This window comes from Citrobacter sp. Marseille-Q5395 (genome assembly GCF_947057495.1).
Taxonomy (GTDB): domain Bacteria; phylum Pseudomonadota; class Gammaproteobacteria; order Enterobacterales; family Enterobacteriaceae; genus Citrobacter; species Citrobacter murliniae.
In genome coordinates this window covers 79,096-101,609 of record NZ_CAMSEL010000020.1, presented here as the reverse complement: position 1 = coordinate 101,609, position 22,514 = coordinate 79,096, and the positions used below count along the sequence as shown (strand labels likewise).

Annotated in this window: 14 protein-coding genes; 10 read left to right on the top strand and 4 right to left on the bottom strand. The window is 52.6% G+C overall.

Annotated features, from left to right (window positions below):
* Positions 1-20 precede the first annotated feature (20 nt).
* Complete coding sequence (iroN, locus tag OH663_RS20600; RefSeq protein WP_200012037.1) at positions 21-2,195, top strand: siderophore salmochelin receptor IroN; 2,175 nt, start codon at positions 21-23, stop codon at positions 2,193-2,195.
* 56 nt (positions 2,196-2,251) lie between these two features.
* Here iroN and OH663_RS20595 read toward each other — a convergent pair whose 3' ends face one another.
* The 4 genes from OH663_RS20595 to iroB form a co-directional block, all read right to left on the bottom strand.
* A complete protein-coding gene (locus OH663_RS20595; RefSeq protein ID WP_200012034.1) occupies positions 2,252-3,199 on the bottom strand; it encodes an alpha/beta hydrolase in 948 nt (315 codons plus the stop codon).
* Between the two features lie 82 nt (positions 3,200-3,281).
* Complete coding sequence (locus OH663_RS20590; RefSeq protein ID WP_200012031.1) at positions 3,282-4,523, bottom strand: alpha/beta hydrolase-fold protein; 1,242 nt, start codon at positions 4,521-4,523, stop codon at positions 3,282-3,284.
* Between the two features lie 104 nt (positions 4,524-4,627).
* Complete coding sequence (iroC, locus tag OH663_RS20585; RefSeq protein ID WP_263525828.1) at positions 4,628-8,284, bottom strand: salmochelin/enterobactin export ABC transporter IroC; 3,657 nt, start codon at positions 8,282-8,284, stop codon at positions 4,628-4,630.
* Positions 8,285-8,428: 144 nt separating this feature from the next.
* A complete protein-coding gene (gene iroB, locus OH663_RS20580) occupies positions 8,429-9,544 on the bottom strand; it encodes a salmochelin biosynthesis C-glycosyltransferase IroB (protein ID WP_045441427.1) in 1,116 nt (371 codons plus the stop codon).
* A 1,545-nt stretch (positions 9,545-11,089) separates the two neighbouring features.
* Here iroB and OH663_RS20575 point away from each other — a divergent pair.
* The 9 genes from OH663_RS20575 (at position 11,090) to OH663_RS20535 (ending at position 22,513) form a co-directional block, all read left to right on the top strand.
* Positions 11,090-11,926 carry an alpha/beta fold hydrolase gene (locus OH663_RS20575; protein WP_045441428.1) on the top strand — a complete coding sequence of 279 codons (837 nt, stop codon included), beginning with the start codon at positions 11,090-11,092 and terminating at the stop codon, positions 11,924-11,926.
* A 215-nt stretch (positions 11,927-12,141) separates the two neighbouring features.
* The gene (locus OH663_RS20570; RefSeq protein WP_045441429.1) at positions 12,142-13,152 is read left to right on the top strand and encodes a LacI family DNA-binding transcriptional regulator; all 1,011 of its coding nucleotides are present in this window, start codon (positions 12,142-12,144) and stop codon (positions 13,150-13,152) included.
* Positions 13,153-13,292: 140 nt separating this feature from the next.
* Positions 13,293-14,744: a Na+/H+ antiporter NhaC gene (nhaC, locus tag OH663_RS20565; RefSeq protein WP_200012023.1), complete on the top strand. Its 1,452-nt coding sequence runs from the start codon at positions 13,293-13,295 to the stop codon at positions 14,742-14,744.
* Positions 14,745-14,756: 12 nt separating this feature from the next.
* Positions 14,757-15,959, top strand: a complete 1,203-nt coding sequence (locus OH663_RS20560) for a MalY/PatB family protein (protein ID WP_048221709.1) — start codon at positions 14,757-14,759, stop codon at positions 15,957-15,959.
* Between the two features lie 726 nt (positions 15,960-16,685).
* Positions 16,686-17,183: a type VI secretion system contractile sheath small subunit gene (tssB, locus tag OH663_RS20555; protein WP_045441433.1), complete on the top strand. Its 498-nt coding sequence runs from the start codon at positions 16,686-16,688 to the stop codon at positions 17,181-17,183.
* 32 nt (positions 17,184-17,215) lie between these two features.
* A complete protein-coding gene (tssC, locus tag OH663_RS20550; RefSeq protein ID WP_045441434.1) occupies positions 17,216-18,763 on the top strand; it encodes a type VI secretion system contractile sheath large subunit in 1,548 nt (515 codons plus the stop codon).
* Between the two features lie 17 nt (positions 18,764-18,780).
* The gene (tssK, locus tag OH663_RS20545) at positions 18,781-20,121 is read left to right on the top strand and encodes a type VI secretion system baseplate subunit TssK (RefSeq protein WP_045441435.1); all 1,341 of its coding nucleotides are present in this window, start codon (positions 18,781-18,783) and stop codon (positions 20,119-20,121) included.
* Positions 20,118-20,807: a type VI secretion system protein TssL, short form gene (gene tssL / locus OH663_RS20540; protein WP_200012021.1), complete on the top strand. Its 690-nt coding sequence runs from the start codon at positions 20,118-20,120 to the stop codon at positions 20,805-20,807. Before tssK ends, tssL begins: the two co-directional genes overlap by 4 nt.
* On the top strand, positions 20,804-22,513 hold the full coding sequence (locus OH663_RS20535; protein ID WP_048221707.1) for an OmpA family protein: 1,710 nt from the start codon (positions 20,804-20,806) through the stop codon (positions 22,511-22,513). The genes tssL and OH663_RS20535 overlap by 4 nt, the downstream gene beginning before the upstream one ends.
* The last annotated feature ends 1 nt before the right edge of the window (position 22,514 follow it).

Below are 22,514 nucleotides of genomic sequence, written 5' to 3'. Positions count from 1 at the left end.
GCATTTATTAGGGAATGGGTATGAGAATTAACAAGATCCTCTGGCCGCTAACCGCGATCCTTGTAGGGTTGAATAGTCAAGTATCAGCAGCCAAATCCACCGATGATAGCGGCGAGACCATGGTGATAGAAGCTACTGCTGAGCAGGTACTAAAACAACAACCTGGCGTATCGATTATTACCAGCGAAGATATTAAAAAGAACCCTCCGGTCAACGACCTTTCCGATATTATTCGCAAGATGCCAGGGGTAAATCTGACCGGTAATAGTGCATCGGGAACACGCGGTAATAACCGGCAAATTGACATTCGTGGCATGGGGCCGGAAAACACCTTAATTTTGATTGATGGTGTACCAGTGACGTCGCGCAACTCTGTGCGCTATAGCTGGCGTGGGGAACGCGATACCCGCGGTGACACCAACTGGGTACCGCCGGAACAAGTCGAACGCATTGAGGTGATTCGCGGCCCTGCGGCGGCGCGCTACGGTTCGGGTGCTGCGGGTGGGGTGGTGAACATCATTACCAAACGTCCCACCAACGACTGGCATGGTTCCCTGTCGTTATACACCAATCAGCCGGAAAGCAGCGATGAAGGTGCCACGCGTCGTGCCAACTTTAATCTCAGCGGGCCGCTGGTCGGCGATGTGCTGACTATGCGCTTGTATGGCAATCTGAATAAAACCGATGCCGACAGTTGGGATATTAACTCCGCAGCCGGAACTAAAAATGCGGCCGGGCACGAAGGGGTACGTAATAAAGATATTAACGGTGTGGTATCGTGGAAATTAAATCCGCAGCAAATCCTTGATTTTGAGGCTGGATATAGCCGGCAGGGAAATATTTATGCTGGCGATACGCAAAACAGCTCTTCTAATGCGGTTACCGAAAACCTCGCCAAATCCGGGGAAGAGACGAATCGCCTGTACCGTCAGAATTACGGCATTACGCATAACGGTATTTGGGACTGGGGACAAAGCCGCTTTGGTGTCTATTACGAAAAAACCAATAATACCCGTATGGATGAAGGGTTATCCGGTGGTGGTGAAGGGCGCATTTCGGCGGATCAGAGGTTCACTACCAACAGTCTCAACTCCTGGCGAACCAGCGGGGAACTCAATATTCCGCTGAATTTGCTGGTTGATCAGACGGTTACCGTTGGTGCGGAGTGGAGCCGCGATAGACTCGAAGATCCTTCTTCTACTGGCTTAACGGTGAGCGATAGTAATATCGGTGGTATTTCTGGCTCGGCTGCGGAACGCAGCAGTAAAAACCATTCCCAAATCAGCGCGCTATATATTGAAGATAATATTGAGCCTGTTGCCGGCACGAATATTATTCCCGGCCTGCGCTTTGATTATCTCAACGATTCCGGCGGTAACTTCAGTCCCAGTCTGAACCTCTCGCAGGAATTAGGTGATTACTTCAAAGTCAAAGCGGGGATTGCGAGAACCTTCAAAGCACCAAACCTTTATCAATCCAGCGAAGGTTATCTGCTCTACTCGAAAGGCAATGGTTGCCCAAAAGATATTACGTCCGGCGGTTGTTATCTGATTGGTAATAAAGATCTCGATCCGGAAATCAGTATTAACAAAGAAATCGGTCTGGAGTTCGCCTGGGAAGATTACCACGCCAGCGTGACCTACTTCCGCAATGATTACCAGAATAAGATCGTGGCCGGGGATAACATTATTGGGCAATCCTCATCCGGCGCATATATCCTCCAGTGGCAGAATGGCGGGAAAGCGCTGGTTGACGGTATCGAAGCCAGCATGGCGATCCCACTGGTGAAAGATCGTCTGAGCTGGAATACAAATGCCACTTATATGATCACGTCGGAACAAAAAGATACCGGCAACCCGCTTTCGGTCATCCCGAAATATACTATTAATAACTCTTTAGACTGGACTATCACTCAGGCGTTCTCTGCCAGCGTTAACTGGACATTATACGGCAGACAAAAACCGCGTACCCATGCGGAATCGCGCAGTGAAGATACTGGTGGTCTGTCAGGCAAAGAGCTGGGGGCTTATTCACTGGTAGGTACCAACTTCAATTACGATATTAATAAAAATCTGCGTCTTAATGTCGGGGTTAGCAATATCTTCGACAAACAGATCTACCGCTCTTCCGAAGGGGCGAATACCTATAACGAGCCTGGCCGGGCTTATTATGCCGGTGTTACTGCGTCATTCTGATCGCATTGTTACAGTCATACTGCCCGCGTATTAGCGGGCAGTATTTAGCGACTGGATTAATGACAGCTTGGGGTGTTATTCGCATTTTCACCGCTGATATCCAACAGTGCGCTGCGGAAAGAGGCGTTGAACATTGGGCCGTGCCCTTGCCCCGGAAAGTCCCAAAAGGTGGCATTGACACCTTTATCTTTCAGTATGGCGAGAGTGGTATGAATTTTCGTCAGCACCCCGGCAGCATGCGTTTCCTGGTTATCGCCTGGCGCCGCTGACCCTTCCATTATCGTCAGGTGCTTAGCGCAGTTTTGTGAGGGCTTGATCGCCGTGATGCGGTCCAGCAGAGAATCGTTGCCTCTGCCCAATGACGGGCTGGCGCTGTAGTATGCCTGGAAGTAAGAGGATGTCAGCCAGGAATCCAGTACGAACAGTCCGCCGTAGGAGTGTCCCCACAGGCCACGACGCTGTCGATCGATATTTAATCCTTGCTCCGCTTTTGCCGCAATACGTGTTTCAAGTAACTGACGGAAGTCATTGCTACCGCCGCTCTTACGACCCTGGCGACCACTTCTGGCGTTTGTTTTGCCGTTTTCTGTCGCTGCCGGCGTATAGTCGTAGGCCCTGCCATTGAGATCGAAGGGGAGGTTGGTCTGATATCCGACGACCACTATCACCGGTGGTGATTTGTCTGTCAGCTGTTCGAGCAGTTCGTCATTCAGGCGATCCATCACTGCGTTGCCGTCGAGCATATATAAAACAGGGTAGCCTGACGCTGGCGCGGTTTTATTCGGTACTGCCGTCCATACGCGATAATGGCGGGTGCCATCGGCGGAGTCGAACTGGTTGATGCTAAAGCGGTAAAATGCGGAGCCTTTATCGGCGATATTTGGCCCCAGCGGTTGCATATCCGGCTTTGCAAAAGTGTCCGCGCTATAAATGAGAGTGAGGCAAGAAAGAAGAGAAAAAAGCGCCTTGCGTGGGCGTGTCGAACGATACTCGCGGGCATACATCTGATAATTATTCCTTTTCCGCAGGTGACATTTTATTTTTTCATGAGCACATACAGTTGCCTGAAAGTGCTCGCGGGTCAAGCTAACCCTGCAGTAAGCCGAGCCCGTCAATCAGCGCGCCGCGCCACCATGCATAATCGTGGCCGCCGGTATAAATTGCGCAATGGCTGTCAACGCCGGCGTCAAGCAACCGCTGATGGAGTTGCTGAACGTGCGGCACCGTCGAACCCTCCAGAGAGCCCACGCACAGGCGGATACGCACGCCCTGCGGCGGGGCAGAAAGCAGATGCTCGCTCACCCATGAAATATCGCTTTCGCTAAATATGTTTGGCCGGCTGGCGCCATCTGGCGTCCACCACATTGACGGGGAGTGGCTGAGCGCCAGACCGAAGGTTTCCGGCGCGTGGCGCGCGGCCATCAGCGCGCTGACCCCGCCGAGGCTCTGCCCGGCCAGTACGGTGCGTGAACGATCTGCCCAACGCCGCTGCGGTTGTTCAGCACGGATCGCCGGTAGCAGATGTCTGGCGATATCTTTTATCAGTTCGCTGCGTCCGCCGAGTATTGCAGTCCGTTCGCACTCATCGATGTTATCGATGCCCAGCACGGCCACGGGAACGATACGCCCGTTATTGATGGCGGCATCAATTGCCGCGCATACGCCAAGGTGATCAAACCAGGTTTCACCATCGGGCAGCACTACCAGGCCGAGAGGCTGTGTGTTATCAACATCAGGAAGATAGAGCCGAATCCGGCGGGATTGCCCGGCGACAATTCGTACTGAGGTAAGCAATTGCCCGGCGTGGGCGCTACCGCTCCATTCGGCCTGGGCGGGGGCCTTATCGAGCGCCAGAACAGATTCCTGCGCACTTCCCCGTACGTTGATGCCTGGCGTCTTGTTTAGTGGATCAGCCTGCCCGGCGAGGGCGGCAAAGCGACCTCCCAAATGAGCAATCGTCTCATTTGACGTACCGGGGGGAATTTCTACCAGCGAATAGGAGCCGCAGTAGCTTGCCGGCAAACGCAGCGTCAGAGTCCAGATACCCGTGTCGGGAATGGCGGTCATCAGCCCCTTTGCCACGTACTCTTTATCCGTCACCCGATTCAACCGCAGATAAACTCCCTGCAGTGGATGTCGGGCGTGCCACAGGAAGGTCACTTCACGCTCATCTTCCACGCCTTCAGCCGGCACAACCAGCGGTATATTCAGCGACTCAGCTTCGCGCCAGAAACGAGAAGGGTTGGTAATGCGGCCCGCGGCCAGCTGGTTGCGCAGGCTGGCGATGGCAGAGGGAGAGGCAGACGGATGTTGTGGCATGTTCAGCATTCTATCTCGTTAAAAAATTTGGATACCAGTATGGAAAACTCAAGCGGCTATTCCCGGAACAGCCGCTTGAGAGCGTGTTGATTAATGTCTTACGCGTGTAATAACTATCCCACGATATCCCCGGTGATGTCGCGTTGGCGATGTGGTTTATTACTGCCGACGCTGTCGTGCCATAAGCGGGTATAGAGGCCGCCCGCGGCTAACAGTTGTTCGTGGGTGCCGTATTCCACCAACTGGCCTTTATCGACAACGGCAATCAGGTCGCAGCGTTGCGCGGTGGTCAGACGGTGCGCCACAATCAGCGCCAGGCGCTTCCCGGTATGTGCTACCTCCGTTAACGAGGACATTAATCGCTCTTCGGACGTACGATCCAGACGCGACGTGGCTTCGTCGAGCAGCAGGATGTGAGCATTTGCCAGTTGGGCACGGGCCAGTGCAATCTGCTGGCGTTGACCCGCGGAAAGATCCGCGCCGCCGTTATTCACCGGCGTACGGAATCCTTGCGGCAGATTTTGTACGGTCTCAAACAGTCCCACACACCGTGAAGCGATCTCAACTTCGGCGTTAGTGCTGGAGGGTCGCGAATAACGAATATTTTCCGCGATATCTCCGCTAAACAGCACCACATCCTGATCGACCAGCCCAACCTGGCGACGGTAATCGGCAAGCGAGGCATCCTCAATTAGCTTCTCGCCGATGCGGATCCTGCCGCTGGTGGGGGAATATAACCCGGCGATCAGCTTAATCAGCGTCGACTTACCGGCACCGCTGCGACCGACGACCGCGACGACTGTTCCCTCGGGGATAGTCAGGGTAAGCGAGTTTAGCGCCGGTTCAGGGGTATCGGGATAGCTGAACGTTACCTCTTCAAGGTGCAGCGCGCCGGTGGCTGGCTGTGCGGAAGAGGGCTCGACGTTCTCTGTGCCTTCGGTCGTCAGCAGTTCATCAATATGTTTACTGCTGGCTGTCGCTTGTTGCCAGGCGTCGACTATTCCTGATAGCTGCTGCACTGGTCCATAGAATTGCCCCAATAGCAGGAAGAAGGCAGCGAGCACCCCGGCAGTCATCTCACCTTCGGCGACTCGTGACGCGCCAACCAGCAGAACGGCAGCATAGGAAGCCTCAGTGCAGAAGGTCAGGAACGGGAAATAGACGGCAAGGTATTTTTGCGCACGCACGCGGGTAGCGCGGAAGCGGTCTGATAACGCGCGCAGACGGGCGGCCTCCTGCTCCTGCTGGCCGTGCGATTGCACGACGCGCAAGCCGGAGACTTTCTCCTGCAGGGTGCTATTTACTTTACCTATTTCCAGCCGCGCCTGTGCATAAGCGGGGGAGCTCAGGCGACGATAGAGCCAGGTCGCCAGTGCGACTACCGGCACTGCGCTTAATGCCGTCAGTGCCAGAAGCGGGTCGAGCCAGAACATAGCTGCGGCGATGGCAAACATTGTCACCAGGCTGGTGGCCGCACCGGCAAGGCCGTTTTGCAAAAAGCGGGCGAGAGAGTCGACATCAACGGTCATGCGGGTCAGGCGCGAATCGACATGTTTTTCATGCCAGGGCAAGCCAAGATGCAGCATATGACCGAAGCTACGTAAGCGCACCGTATGCTGGACCGACTCCGCAGCCCTGGCGGCGAAGACCGTCTGCAACGAATAACAGCACCAGCTCACAACTACCAGACACAAGGCGAGCAGGGCGCAGAGGCCGATAGTCGACATGTCACCTGCGGCGACACCCAAATCAATGCCGCGCTGCAGCAGTATCAGTACCCCGACGCCTGCCGCGGAATCGATCGCGATCAGAAGGGCTGCGATGACGAACATCCACGCCACCGGCTTCAGCAGTGAGGTAACTTTGCGGCCTTTACCGGCTAACGCTTGCTGTACTGCATTCTCCGGTACATGGATCATACGGGCGACAAAGCTTTTGCCATCCCCCTCCAGCGCATCGTTTTGCTCTAAAGGTATTGTCGGCCATAATTCGCTGTGCCCACCAGGGGAAGGCGCGAGGAAATCGCCGTCGCCGGTTATAAGGGCGCGGAAGGCCGGACAGCGCGCTTCAAGCTCCGCCTGGGTTCCAATATCCACCACACGGCCTTTATCCAGCACCACAATCCGGCTGGCTAACTGAAGCGTTGAGCGGCGTCGGGCAATCACCAGCAGCATATGTTCCTCGTCGGCATAGCGACCCAGAGCGGTATTGATCTCCGCTTCGGTCCCGGCGTCGACTGCCGATGTGGTGTCATCGAGGACCAACACCTCTGGCGCAGTTATTAACGCCCGGGCCAGTGCGATTCGCTGCCTCTGCCCGCCGGAAAGATTGGTCCCGCGTTCGGTTAGCCGGGTATCAAAGCCTTTTGGCAAGGCGTTGATAAAACTGCTGGCCCCCGCTGCCGTCGCCGCGCGACGAATATCTTCTATCGTTGCCTGCGGGTGACCGTAGGCGATATTTTCCGCCACCGTACCGGCAAACAGAAAAGCATCTTCAAACACGACGCCCACCCGGCGGCGAAGTGCCTCCAGCTTGAGGTCGCGAAGGTTCTGCCGACCTGAGCGGGTGTTAAGCCATATCTCTCCGACGCTGGGATCGTAAAAACGCGCCAGCAGCATCAGTAGTGTCGATTTTCCGGAACCCGATGCTCCCACCACCGCCACGGTTTCACCGGCATGCAGAGAAAAGGAGACATCGCTAAGGATGCGTCTGCCATTACCGTAGTCGAAGCTCATTTTTTCCAGCTCCAGACCGACAACCTGGCCGTTGACTGCCTCAGTCCCGTCCTCCATTTGTGAACGGGTGTCGATCAGGGCAAATACCCGCTCCACGGAAGCCTGGGTTCGCTGGGCAATGACCAGAAACGACGCCAGCACACGAGTCGGCCCGGTCAGCATCGCGAGGAAACTGGCAAACGCCACGAAGGTTCCGAGATCAATCCGTCCGTGCATGACTGACCAGCCGCCGTAGCATAGCAGGACGATTTGCCCAAGTACTGGAAGCGCCAGCATGGTGGCGCCTGGCATTGCTTGCGAGATGGCCGCGCCGATGCGAACACGTACTATCTGCCGTGACTGGCGGTCCAGCCAGCGCGTTTCACGAAGCTCCGCCACGCAGGATTTCACCACAGAGATCTGTGCCAGCACTTCGCGCATATGTTCGGTGAGATTCGCCAGCCGGTCCGAGGCCAGACCGGTTTGTGAGAACACTCGCCGGCGGGCGCGTAGCGCGGTGATGGCCAGGCATGCCAGTACGCAAACGACGATTAGCGTCATTGCTGGTGACATCCACAGCATTACGGCAATTCCGGCGATGTAATAGGTGAATACTGCCAGCGGTACCGGGCACATCTGCAACAGAGTATGCACCTGCTGCAGATCGCTGTTGGTCCGTGAAATCACTAGTCCGGTGCGCAGAGCGTCCTGACCCGCGCCATCCAGTTTCTGAATACTGTCGAAGGCCCGTCCCCGCAGGGTGTGCTGTACCCAGAGCGATAGCTCCCCGGCATAACCGCGGCGCACGTAGTTACCGATGAAATCAAAAAAGGCGATCAGCAGTAGCCCGCAGGCCAGCCACGGCAGGCGGGTAGGATTGCCTGCCAGCGCGTCGTTCACTGCTTGCCGCGTCAATAATGGCGTCAGCGCAGCCAGCAAAATGGTCGATACCGACGCCACTACCACGATGGTGCTAAGTTTCTTACGTTCCCAGCACACGCGGCCAAGGCGAACTATCCAGGAGCGCGCAGGGGTGGGAGAGTGAGTCGCAGGCATTAAGCCTCCTCCGTCTGTAAAAAATACGATCCGGAACGGATCGAACTGCAAAAAAAGAGCGCCAGCGCGTTCCGGTCTCGCATCGGTACGGGAGAGTAGAGCCGGGATTTGTGCTGGCGCATTATCTTCATGACAGCGTGGTGGCTATCCTTTTTGCGCCATCGCGATCAGGCTTTTCGCCACCTCAGTCGGGCAGGCTTGCGCCGCCATTTCCGCCGCCACCTCTTCAGAGGCGGCACGAAGCGCACGATTTTCAAGGAAGGCATTGATCATGGCGCTCGACAGGCCGCCGTCGCCGGGGATGATCCCGCAGCCGCGATCGACTACGGCGCGGGCATTCACTGGGCGATCGGCGCCTTCGCCGAATACGATTTGCGGAATCCCGGTGTGGAGCGCCGTCAGAGTGTTACCAGCGCCGCCATGATGAATAAATCCATCGGCGCCGTTGAGGAAGACACCCATTGGGATCCAGTCGACCAGGCGAACATTTGACGGCAGCGAGCGCAGATCGGATCGCGCATTGGGCGACAGATGCAGGATGATTTCGGCATCGACTTCACTGGCGGAATCCATCACCCAGGAGATCAGGTCAAGACCGTCAACCATCGGTTTGACGGTCCCGAGGCTGACCAGCAGACGTTTACGGTCGGGCGTTCTCTCCCACCATTCTTCCCATACCGCGCCGCCGTTGTAGGGGACGTATTGCATAGGAATAACAGGCTCACCGTCGTTTTGCAGAATGCTCATACTCGGCGGCGTTACGTCGATCCATGCCATATCACGCGGCGCGGCCTCGACCCCGTGTCGGCGATAGGCGTCTGCGAGCGATCGCGTCACGCCTTTGATATGCCAGGGAGTATGGCCGAAGCCGACGGTCTGCATCACGACCGGTATGTTGTATTTGGCGGCAATCAGCGGCCCGACGACCCCAAGTGGAGGGTAGACGATGAGATCGGGTCGCCAGTGTCCGGCGAACTCCACCAGGTGGTCGGCCATCTCTTCGCTGAAGAACGAGAAGTTGCCCATTTTGGTACCGATGTTACTTTCCTTTCGCTGCGCTTCACGGCGGCGATAGTCGGCTTCAGAATCAAAACCGGGAGCGGCGTCAAACACCACCAGCCCAGCCTCTGCCGCTTTCTGGGCGAATTTTCCTCCGCTGGCGATCAACACTTCGTGGCCGTTAACGCGAAAAGCCTGTGCCAGAGACAACACCGGATACAGCAGCCCATAGAGAGGCGGGCCTACAAACAGAATACGCATGAGAAAATCCTTCTCCGCTTGACGAATTAAATCAGGAAGTCGACGCAGTCATGTGCCAGTCAGCAGGTCGTTAATTTTCGTTAAACCTGCTTTGCCAGATGCTGCGCCATTTTTGAGTTTCTCCAGCGTTACGCACGGCCCTGCCGACGACTATCTCGCAGCAGGCTATTCCGTGACGTACGCTGGAGAATCGGGAACTCCGTGTCCCGACTTCCATTAACGCTTGAGCGCCTTTGTCCTGTTGAACAGTCAAAACAGCGCCGTGCTGCCACGACGCAGTGTTCTGACGCATTTGTGCTGTGTGAGACCAGTCAACAAATCTGGAGATGTCCTTGATTCCTTAGACACACGGTTTGCATCATCCTGACCGAGTCGCCTTCGTTGGTCGGTAAGTGGAAAAAACGTCGTTGTTCAGGCGATGTTTGTTCCCTTACAGCCTCTGTATACCTTGCCAGATAAACTACAAACGCAAATGCTAATGATAATCATTACTAATATCATTTGAAGATTGCAACAATAATTTAGATTATTGATGAAATGGGAAACGCTTATCGGAAAAATCGTAGGTGGGTTTGAGGAGAGGAGACTGGCACGAAGCGCTGACCCGCTGCGGCCTGAGAAGAGGCTGAAGCGGTTACCGGTAACCTCAATGGCTGGTTTCAGGACATGACCTTTCGAGGCATCCGTTATGCAGGTGCAGCGGCATAATAATCTGGGTAGAAAACATCATAGGGTATCGCTAAAGATTTACCGTTGATCGTTTTTTGTATTTATGTAGACAATTGTTGTGATAATTGTTGCGTAATTGATAGTGGCAACCATTACTACTCATGTGAACGACCAGCCATTGGTTGGAAGATAATCATCTGTATCATTCCAACTTTTTCCTGTTGGGGGATTGAATGTTTCTTTACTACATACACTCTTGGTCGATAGCTACTATGCCACGTGAGTTACATCGTGCCGATTGTTGGTACTTGTTAAGACAAGATCTAAATAACTTCACTCTGCTGGGGTCGTTCAAAGACTCTGCGGCAGCACTTAAAAAATCCCATGAAGTAGTAAGCAATAGAGTTATTCAATGCCCGTTTTGCAGCGAATAATGACTACAGCGCGATGGATAAGGCGGGTAAGTCCCGCAAAAAGTAACGGTGACCACATAGCCTGCTCATTGAGTGGGCTTTTTAATGACGGGTTTCTGCTGTAGATGAATAAGCGACTTTATGGCAAAGCTTCGGCAAGTTATGTATGACTCAATCAGGGCACGTTTCACCCTCTGCATTGATAGTTCTCTCGTAGAACGGAGGTTGTTATTCAGATAAGTGGATGTTAGTTAATAATTATTTATATTCGTTGTTCTGTTCATCTTAGTCGCTATATATCCGAAAAACCAATAATAAAAGGTTACTTAATTTTGCGTCTATACTCACTAAGCCTTACAGATGTTCATATTCATTGATATGTAACATGCCAGTAAGACGTTGAGTGTTTGACTGATTTACCATCAAACTTTTGGCTGAATATCCTCACGAGGGAAATACAACTATGTCATTTGTAAAAACTAAAGATGGTGTAAACATTTTTTATAAAGACTGGGGAGCAAAAGAAGCTCAACCGATAGTATTTCATCATGGCTGGCCATTGAGTGCGGATGACTGGGATAACCAGATGTTATTCTTTCTGAATCAAGGCTATCGTGTTATTGCAATTGATCGTCGTGGCCATGGGCGCTCAGACCAGGTTAGCGAAGGTCATGATATGGACCACTATGCTGCAGACGTTTCTGCCGTTGTGGAGCATCTGGATCTTCGTAACGCTGTGCATGTTGGTCACTCCACTGGAGGTGGTCAGGTGGCTCGATATGTTGCCCAATATGGACAACCGCAAGGGCGTGTCGCGAAAGCCGTGCTGATAAGCGCTGTGCCGCCACTTATGGTAAAAACTGAAGATAACCCTGGTGGGACGCCCGTCAGCGTTTTCGATGAGTTCCGTCAGGCTCTTGCCGCAAATCGCGCTCAGTTCTATCTTGACGTGGCGTCCGGGCCCTTTTATGGGTTCAACCGGGAGGGGGTTGAGGCTTCAGATGGAACCATCCAAAACTGGTGGCGACAGGGCATGATGGGGAGCGCAAAAGCACACTATGAGGGTATTAAAGCATTTTCTGAAACCGATCAGACTGATGATTTGAAATCCATTACGGTGCCTGTTTTGGTCATGCAGGGAGATGATGACCAGGTTGTCCCTTATAAAAATGCCGCACTTTTACAGGATAAATTGCTCGTTAATAGCATTCTGAAAATATATCCGGGTTATCCACATGGTATGCATACCTCTCATGCAGATGTAATTAATAAAGATCTGCTGCAATTTATTCAGTCCTGAAAATGTTCTGAAGCTGGGGTTATTTTTTTTCTCGGCTTCAGAATATGCTTGGTATTTTCATGTTGCGCTTTAATTTTTAGCTATGCATGTTATGCACTAATTAGTGCTGAAATTAGTCATCGATTTTGCTATGTTACGTGGCAGATATACGAGTAAATCCTGAAAATAAGAATGCTATCAGCCAAATACGTAATATGAAAATATAAGGAACTGAAATGGCGACAATAAAGGATGTTGCATTGCTGGCGAAAGTCTCAACAGCAACAGTTTCACGTGTTATCAATCAAACCGCATGGGTCGAACCCGTCACGCGTGAGCGTGTGGAAAAGGCCATGCGTGAACTCAATTACCACCGTAATGCCGCAGCGATTGCACTGGCCAAACGTAGTGGTGACATGCTTGGATTATTAACCGGTAATCTTGCTGATCCCTTTTTCGCTCGCCTTGCACGTGGTGTGGAGGAAGTTTCACGCAAACAGCAATTTCGTCTGATGGTTTGCAGCGGTGGTCATGATGAAGCAATGGAAAAAGCCGGGCTTGATTTTCTGATTAATCAGGGGTGTGAGGCTATTGTGGTGCATGCCAGTAGATTGTCCGAGAAAGAGCTCCTTCGTTATGCGGCTCATTTCCCGGCGATGGTGATCGTGAACCGTTATATTGCCGGGATGGCCAATCGTTGTGTATGGCTTGAAAATTGTAATGCCGCTAAAACAGCAACACTTCATTTACTGGAAAAAGGGCATCGTTGTATTGCCTGTGTGACAACTGATTTGCCGATTATCGATCGCCGCGAGCGTCTGGAAGGATATCGCCAGGCGATGGCTGAATATGGCATTACCCCGGAAAAAAACTGGGTGATTAGCGTACCTTTTAACGAAGAAGGGGGGGAGCGCGCAGCGCATCAGCTTCTTAACTGCAATATACCTTTCACCGCAGCGGTGACGTTTAACGATGTGATGGCAGCGGGTATCATGCGCATCCTTCATCAGAAAGGGATTAATCTGCCACGTCAGCTTTCTATAGTCGGGTTCGATGATGTGGTAATGGCGCGTTATCTCTATCCGGCACTCACAACGATGCACTACCCGGTTGAGCGCATGGCGCGCTGTGCTTCGCAACTGGCGATACAACTTTTCAAGGGCGCAACTCAGCAGCCCAGCATCAACAAGTTCACTGCAGAACTGGTGATCCGGGATTCTGTTCTTCCTCTCCAGGTCAATGACTAAGCCGTCAAGGATTTCAATTGTGATCTGGTTCAAATTTAGTTATCTCATGTAATCGCTTACATGAAGGCGAATGGACGATCACATCAGGGAAAAGGGGGCTCCTCTACTCTTGAGCGACCTTACAGACAGGAGATCCATTTATGAATGCCTCTCAAAATCAGAAAAAAACACTCTCATTTGGTTTAGCGCTGATACCCATTGCAGCCATGCTGCTATTGCTGATCATTGGTTACGGCATCATGGGATTACGCATTGAACCCCTGCTGCTCTGTTCTGCTGCTGTAGCCGCAGGTATTGCATGGTGGCAGGGCTATACCTGGGAAGACATCATCAGTTCGGTGGTTGATAAACTCGCTAAAGCGATGCCGGTCATCATGATTTTGATCTGCGTTGGCGGGCTAATCGGAACATGGATGTTCAGTGGAACCATACCCTATATGGTGTACTGGGGACTTAAATTAATAAGCCCTGAATACATTCTGATCGCCGCATTCTTTTTGACCAGTGTGGTGTCCGTATGTACCGGAACATCATGGGGTTCAGCAGGAACGGTGGGGGTTGCGCTCATGGGCGTAGCTGCGGGACTGGATGTGTCTCTTGCCGCAGCGGCAGGAGCTGTTGTTTCTGGTGCTTACTTTGGCGATAAAATATCGCCTCTGTCTGATTCCACCAACTTTGCTGCGATTGTCGCTGATACGACTCTGTTCGAACATATTCAGCATCTGTTGTGGACAACTATCCCTTGTTTCCTGCTTGCCGCTGTGGTTTATCTGATTGCCGGCCATAGCAGTATGCTCGGTGAGGTCGCTACGCCACAGCGCGTCACCGATATCGTGAACTCCCTTGAGACTTTATATCACTTTAATATTGTTCTGATTTTGCCACCTGTCATTGTTTTATACGGGGCGATTCGCAAGAAACCTGTTATTCCTTTGATGCTGAGCGCATGCGTGCTGGCTCTGATTCTGGGTGTGATGATGCAGGGACTGAGCATCAAGCAAGGACTGGATGCCTTTATTGATGGATTCAAAATCGAGATGTTCCCGACCGGAGCTGAAGGGATCGTTGCTGATGTCCCACGCCTACTGAATCGTGGTGGCATGTTCTCAATGATGAGCACTATCCTTCTTGTCTTTTGTGCCTTTTCTTTTGCCGGTGCCTTAACACTGACGGGGGCGCTCAACATCATTATCAACCGATTACTGACGATTATTCATAGTGTTGGTCAACTGATCGCCGCGACCATAGCAACCACTATTCTGGTTACAGGGGCAACCAGCGACGGCAAACTGGCGCTTCTGGTTCCCGCTGAACTGTTCAAAGATGCCTACCGGCGCATGGGGCTGGATACCAAAAACCTTTCAAGGACAATTGAAGACGCAGGAACCGTCATTGAGCCTCTGTTGCCATGGACATCTGCAGGGGTATATATGGCCACTACATTAGGTGTCAGTACGCTGGAATTGCTGCCCTGGGCTGTGCAGTGTTATTCAGCCATCTTTTTTGCTTTGATTTATGGCTTCACTGGAATCGGTATTGCCAGGCTATCTCCCATGCCTGGAAAAGAGAAGACGACTGTGGCTGCAGAATAGGAAGGGACAATAATGGATTTTAATAAGATTATCGATCGCCACAATACAGGCTCGCTGAAATGGGATTTTATTGCGCGCTATTTTGGCGAGGATACAAATGAACTGTTGCCGATGTGGGTTTCTGATTTTGACTTTACCTGCCCGGAAGCTGTTCAGCATGCTTTATCCCAAAGAATTGAACACGGTATTTTCGGTTACAGTGAACGCCCGCAAACGTACTATGATTCCCTCATTTCATGGTTCTCGACACGGCACCAACTGAAGCTGCAGCAAGAATGGATCTGCAGTATTGAAGGCGTGGTTCCTGGGTTATCTTTACTGGTGCAAATGCTGAGTCATCCTGGGGAAGGGGTGGTGGTTCAGGGGCCTTATTATGGTTCATTTTCCAAAATAATATCTCTAAATGGTCGGCGGTTACTGGAGAATCCGTTACATGAGGATGCGGAAACGGGTTACAAAATGGATCTCATTCACCTGGAAATGTTATTTCGTACTGAACGCCCTCCATTGATGATTTTGTGTAATCCTCATAACCCTACCGGGCGTTGTTGGTCTGCCCAGGAACTGGAGCAGCTACTCCAGTTGTGTGAGACCTATAATGTCACGTTACTCTCGGATGAAATATGGGCCGATCTGTTACTTCCTGGGGAACGATTCACCTCGGTTTTACATCTGGGAGAACGCTGGCATTCGCGAGTGATATCTGCGACTTCCGCCAGTAAGACGTTTGGTTTATCAACTTTACGCATAGCAAACTTTCTCATCCCGGCCCAGGGATTACGCGAACAATTTTTACGCCGTCTGGATGCTCATGGACTGGATGTTTTCAATGCGCTTTCTATCGAGGCGAGTACCGCAGCCTGGCAACATGGTGCTTGCTGGCTGGACGAGTTACTGGGTTATCTGGCAGAAAATCGCCGATGGTTTGTTACACAGGTTAATGAATATCTCCCATGGGCACGTATTGTCCCCGCCCAGGGTACTTATCTGCTGTGGATAGATTGCAAAGAACTGGGACTGGATGATGAACAGCTCAAATGGGTAATGGTTGATGTTGCGGGCATTGCTCCGTCTATGGGCAATGGCTTTGGGTCGGCTGGCAACGGTTTTATCCGCCTGAACCTGGGGTGTCCACGCGCATATCTCGAAAAAGCGCTAGAGGGGTTGAAGCGTATTGCATACATGCCTTCAAAGAAAGGGCATCCCATCCGTTAATCCAGAATGATAATGCTTTTATTCATCTGCATACCCGTTGAAGTCTTAAACGTAAGGCCGGGTGGGGACTCTCGATATTGAGTCTGTATATACCGGCAAGGGGGAAGATAATCTCTCTTGCCGATAAAGCCCCGTTTTTATTACCCACTGATTTTCACCCTTTAATCGCCCCAGCGGTTGAACTTCGTCGCGCTGAGGCGATAGATACCCGTTTTAATAACAGAAGTTACAGCACTCCGGATGCATTTTCTGATTGCTATTGTGGCTTCGTTTTATGAGTTAGTGACGGGTAGAACATTATGAATTTTGATTGTTGGCGGTTGTGGTATTGATTGCTTTTATGGCCTGAGTTTTACGCCACGTCATTTATTGTTTATTAACGGTTGCCCTTACACTTTCTGTTGTTTAGTGGAAAATCTTTTTCATAAAAAATACGTATTGTTTTATTTTCATTGATTTCCATCATTATTGATTCTCTTCATTGTAAAAATTCCATTGTTTTTCACTCCCTCGGAATATGTTACCAGTGCTGAAGCAATCCGCAGGCAGAATATCCTGGTTTGCAGTGTAATTATCTATTAACAATCAGCAGAAAATTCTTATTTTTTACTAGGAAATAGATCTTCGATCTGTAAATTTGATCAAAGATCATATATTGCTCTATTATGCGTATGAAAATGACATGTACTACAAATACTACACAGCAATATAAAGAGGGATGAACTTATGGCTGACAGCTTTCAGAGTGAGGTGCCTAAGGCACGTATCAATTTAAAACTTGATCTGCATACCGGTGGGGCGAGCAAGAAAACTGAGTTGCCGTTGAAATTACTGGTTACGGGTGATTTCAGTAATGGTCAGGAGTCTGCGCCGTTATCCGAGCGCGAAAAAGTGAATGTTACTAAAAATAATTTCGACGCTATTCTTTCCGAATATTCCCCAAAAGTGAATCTTACCGTTAAAAATACGCTTGCCGATGACGGTAGCGAGGACAATATTAAACTGACGTTCCAGAGTATGAAAGATTTCACCCCGGAACAGGTTGCCAGACAAATTCCACAGCTGAAGGCAATGCTTTCTATGCGTAATTTGCTTCGTGATTTAAAAGCCAATCTGCTGGATAACCAGACCTTCCGAAAGGAGCTGGAAAAAATTCTGCTGGACCCAGCGTTAAGCGCAGAACTGCGCAGCGAACTCTCATCCCTGGCACCAAAACAGCCGTAACCATCACAAAGAAATAACGGATTAACCAAGGAATGCTCATGTCTGTACAAAATGAAAAGACTGCTGGTGGCGAAAGCGTTGTACTGGAACGCCCTTTAGCCGGTGGGGTTTATGCGTCTCTGTTTGAAAAAATAAATCTGAATCCGGTCTCTGAATTGAGCGCGTTGGATATCTGGCAAGATTCGCAGGCGATGTCCGATGCCACTGCTGATGAACGTCTGACTGCCGGGATGCAGGTATTTCTGGAGTGTCTGACAAAATCAGGTTCAAAAGTCGAGAAATTAGACAAGAATCTGATCGACCACCATATTGCAGAACTGGATTACCAGATTAGCCGCCAGCTGGATGCGGTGATGCACCATGAAGAGTTTCAGCGAACGGAAAGTACCTGGCGGGGATTAAAGTCGCTGGTGGATAAAACCGATTTTCGCAGGAACGTGAAAATTGAGTTGCTGGATATGTCCAAAGAGGATCTGCGGCAGGACTTTGAAGACAGCCCGGAAATTATTCAGAGTGGACTGTATAAACATACCTACATCGATGAGTATGACACTCCCGGCGGAGAACCAATTGCAGCACTGATTTCTGCCTATGAGTTTGATGCATCCGCGCAGGACATCGCATTACTGCGTAATATTTCAAAAGTGTCCGCTGCTGCGCATATGCCGTTTATCGGCTCCGCTGGCCCGAAATTCTTCCTTAAAGACTCGATGGAGGAAGTCGCGGCGATTAAAGATATCGGCAACTACTTTGACCGCGCTGAGTACATCAAATGGAAATCTTTCCGCGATACTGATGACTCACGTTACATCGGACTGGTGATGCCGCGTGTACTGGGACGTCTGCCTTATGGCCCGGATACTGTACCGGTACGTAGCTTCAACTACGTGGAAGAAGTCAAAGGCCCGGATCACAACAAATACCTGTGGACCAACGCCTCCTTTGCTTTTGCCGCCAATATGGTGCGCAGTTTCATCAACAACGGATGGTGCGTACAGATCCGTGGCCCGCAGGCCGGTGGTGCGGTTCAGGATCTGCCAATCCATCTGTACGATCTCGGTACCGGTAATCAGGTGAAAATCCCGAGTGAGGTGATGATTCCGGAAACCCGCGAATTTGAATTCGCCAACCTGGGATTCATTCCTCTCAGCTACTACAAGAACCGCGATTATGCGTGTTTCTTCAGCGCAAACTCGACTCAGAAACCGGCGCTGTACGATACCGCAGATGCGACGGCAAACAGCCGCATCAATGCGCGCCTGCCCTATATCTTCCTGTTGTCACGTATTGCCCACTACCTGAAGTTGATCCAGCGAGAAAATATCGGTACCACCAAGGACCGTCGTCTGCTGGAGCTGGAACTCAACACCTGGGTACGTAGCCTGGTCACTGAGATGACCGATCCGGGTGACGAACTGCAGGCGTCACATCCACTGCGTGATGCCAAAGTTGTGGTTGAGGATATCGAAGATAACCCGGGCTTCTTCCGCGTGAAGCTGTACGCCATCCCGCACTTCCAGGTGGAAGGTATGGACGTCAACCTGTCACTGGTTTCCCAGATGCCGAAGGCGAAATCGTAACCTAAGGCAGGAAGCCGATGAAAACGGAACAACCGTTATGGGGCAGGGGCCAGATGGTCTCTCCCCAACACTTCCAGCAACAGGCCGCGTATGCGGCCTGGTCAGTGGAATGCATCGCCCGCCTGGGCCTGGCTCATCCCTGGGGAATGATTAATGCCACTTTTGAACCGGATGCGCTGAAGCTGGGTCGCCTGCAGGCACGTCATCTGCACATCCGTTTCCCGGACGGAACGCTTATCGATACAGACAATGCTGACGCCCTGCCTCCGGCGCTGTCGCTTGAGAGCGAATCGCATGACGTGGTGGTGGAGTTGGCACTCCCGTTGCTGCGGGCGAACGGCGGCAATTGCCTGAAACCCGATGAAGTGGCTGAGCGCCCGGTACGTTTTCGCCAGCGCTGGCGGGATATCCGCAACACTTTTGGGGAAGACACACGGCAGATCGCCGTAATGCAACCGGAACTGACGCTGAGGTTTGCTCATCAGAACAACAGCGATTACCTGACCTGTCCGGTCGCTCGTCTGCAGCAGGACTCTCAGGGGACCTGGGAACTTGATGAGACGTTTCTTCCTCCGCTGCTGACCATTCAGGGCAGCCGCTGGCTGGTGACACAACTGGAACAACTGATGATGCAATTGCGTGCTCGTCTGAGCCGCCTGATGGCCATGCGTCGTGAAAGTAACGAGCGGATGGCTGATTTTGCGGTGGCCGATGTGTCCCTGTTCTGGCTGCTCAATGCCCTGAACAGTGCAGAGCCTGTGCTGGGACAGTTTCAGCGCAATCCGCAAAGTCCGCCTGAACGTCTGTATCCGGAACTCGCTCGTCTGGCGGGTAGCTTGCTGACGTTCTCGCTGGAACATCAGGTGAGTGCCATTCCGGTCTGGCAGCATGAACAACTGAATACCGTTTTCCCGCCGCTGTTTGACTTACTGGGCGATCTGCTTGAAGCCAGTCTGCCATCGCGGGTGGTCTCGCTTGAGCTGGACTATGACGCACGTCTCCACTTCTGGCAGGCCCGTCTGCATGATCCACGTCTGCGCGAAGGGGCTGATTACTACCTCTCCGTGCGCTCACCGATGCCGGTGGCGCAATTGCAGGAGCAGTTCCCACGCCAGTGCAAAGTGGGCAGCCCGGATCATGTCCGGAGCATTGTTAACTCTTCCCGGGTGGGGGTTCCACTGATGCCGTTGCGCCATGTCCCGGCTGCCATTCCGTTGCGCCTGGAAAACCAGTATTTCAGCCTTGATGTCTCTCATCCTCTGGCCACAGAAATGCTCCAGAGCGGCACCTGTATGTTTTACGTTCCGGGGATGCTCGGCGAGCCTGAACTTGAACTCTTTGCGGTACTGAGAACATGAGTGAGCGTAAACGCGGCACCGCCGCGTCCATTGATATTGATGCCCTGTTACAGGACACCTGGCTACAGGTGATCAGCCTGCGTCACGGCCCAAAATTCCAGGATGGGGAAGGGCGTAAGCTGTGGGAGCGTTGTATCGCCGATGTCGAGCGAGTGCAGCGTGAGCTAAAAGCGAGCGAACTCGATGAGATCAGTTGCCAGCATATTCTCACCGCGCAGTGTGCGCTGCTTGATGAAGCAGTCAAAGGTCGCGGTGTAGACGACGACGCCTGTGTGCAGTGGTATGACATTCCCCTGCAGGGACATTTTCTGGGCACGATGGATGCCGGTGACACTTTATGTGACCGGATGCGCGATGTGCTGCGCGAAACGGCACCCGAGCATGTCGTTGTGACCTGCTTCCAGCGAATAATGATGCTGGGATTCCTCGGCAGTTTCCGCTCATTAAATGATCCTGAGCGCCAGAAACTCGTCAGCGCACTCAATGAGCATGTCAGGCCCTTCAGCTATCCACAAAACCATCCTGTTCTGGCGGAAAGTCGTTCCGGGTCAGGGATAGGCGACTGGCTGTCGTCGTGGCCTGTGCGTATTGGCCTGAGTGTGATTGTGGTCGCGGCCTTGTGGTGGGGGCTGAGTCACTGGCTCGATCAGATGCTTCTGACGCTGTTGCCGGGAGCCGTGAAATGAGTCCTGCACAACAGCGTGGACTTGCGTTGTGGGCCGCTCTGCTAAGTACGGTGGTCAGCCTGAGCTTTCTGCCCGTTTCCCGTCTGGTTTCTGTTCTCGTTTTGCTGGCTGCTCTGGGGCTTATTGCCGCACTCTGGTACGTCGCGAGCCGTCGTGCTGAACACGATATTACGCTGCGCCTGGATGACCTCCCGGAAGCCACATACCACCAGCCTGTCGTACTGGTCTGTGGCGATCTGCCGCTGACCTGGCCGCATCTTTCACAGGTGCTGACTGTCACGCAGGGCTGCTGGATCCGTGTAGAGGATTTTCAGGATCTGGAGCAGGTTGCCCGCCAGGTACTTTGGCTGCGACCGGACTGGGGCCGACAGTTGTCGGTGATGGTCAGTGTCTGTCCGCAGAAACACGCTGACAGCGAAGCGTTGACCAGTCGTCTGCTGGCTCTGCGTTGGCAAATAAGCCAGTTGCGTAAGGAGACCGGGCATTCTGTGCCACTGGTTCTGAATGGTCAGGTCGGCAGTGCGATGACAAGTGACATGCTCTGGCAAGCGGCGATCCCTGGCGAAGGCGTGAGGGTCTGGCGTGAATCTACCGCGCCCTGTTCGATTGCCGCGTGGGTCACCACTGGCGGAGCACCTGCGATGCAACAGCAAGTGCTGATGAACAGCCTGATGAGCTGGTTTCATCAGCATGTCAAAGCGGTTTTTATGGATGAGAATCCTGATGTTCCAGCCATTGCGCCCACGGCGGTGCTGTGGGGGATGGGACCTATTCTTGCGGGTAGCCTGGCGTCTTCGGCGTGGACCGCGTGGTTGTCCCGTCACACCGCTATGCAGCATGTGGCTGGCTGGCAACCGGTAGGTACTGACAGTACGGTGATAGCGCCGTTTCCGGATTTCGTTCTGCCTTTGTTGCCGGAAGGACGGGGCTTAACCCCGCGGGGGCGAACCTGGCGCTGTGCGCTCGGGATCTTTACCCTGGCCGCCATCGCGGCGCTGCTCAGCAGCGGCTGGAACAATCGTCAATTGCTGCACCGCGTGAGCTTCGATATTGCTCGTTATTACCGTATCCCGATGGATGATTACGGTCTGAAAGCCGACGCCGTCGCGGTTCTGCGTGAGGATGCCGCACAACTGGATGACTGGACTCGTAATGGTGTACCGGCCCGGATGGGGCTGGGGTTGTATCAGGGTGAACGCCTGCGCCTTACGGTGCTGGATGCTATCCGCTCTTACGTTCCGCCGCCGCCGCCCAAACCTCAGCCGAAGCCCAAACCTGCACCGAAAATTGTGCGCCTCGACAGTATGTCGCTGTTCGACTCCGGCAAGTTCGTACTGAAGGCAGGCTCCACCAAAATGCTGATTAACTCCCTGGTGGGCATCAAAGCCAAACCGGGCTGGCTGATCGTCGTCGCCGGACACACTGACAATACCGGCAACCCACAACTGAACCAGACGCTTTCACAGAAACGTGCCGAAGCGGTACGCGACTGGATGCGTGACACCGGTGACGTGCCGGAAAGCTGTTTTGCGGTCCAGGGTTATGGCGCAAGCCGTCCTGTCGCAACTAATGACACACCGGAAGGGCGCACGCTCAACCGCCGTGTCGAAATCAGTCTGGTCCCGCAGGCCAATGCCTGCCGGATACCAGGCAAACACCCGGCGCCATCGCAGGATGATGGCGCATCACAATTAAATGGAGAGTAAT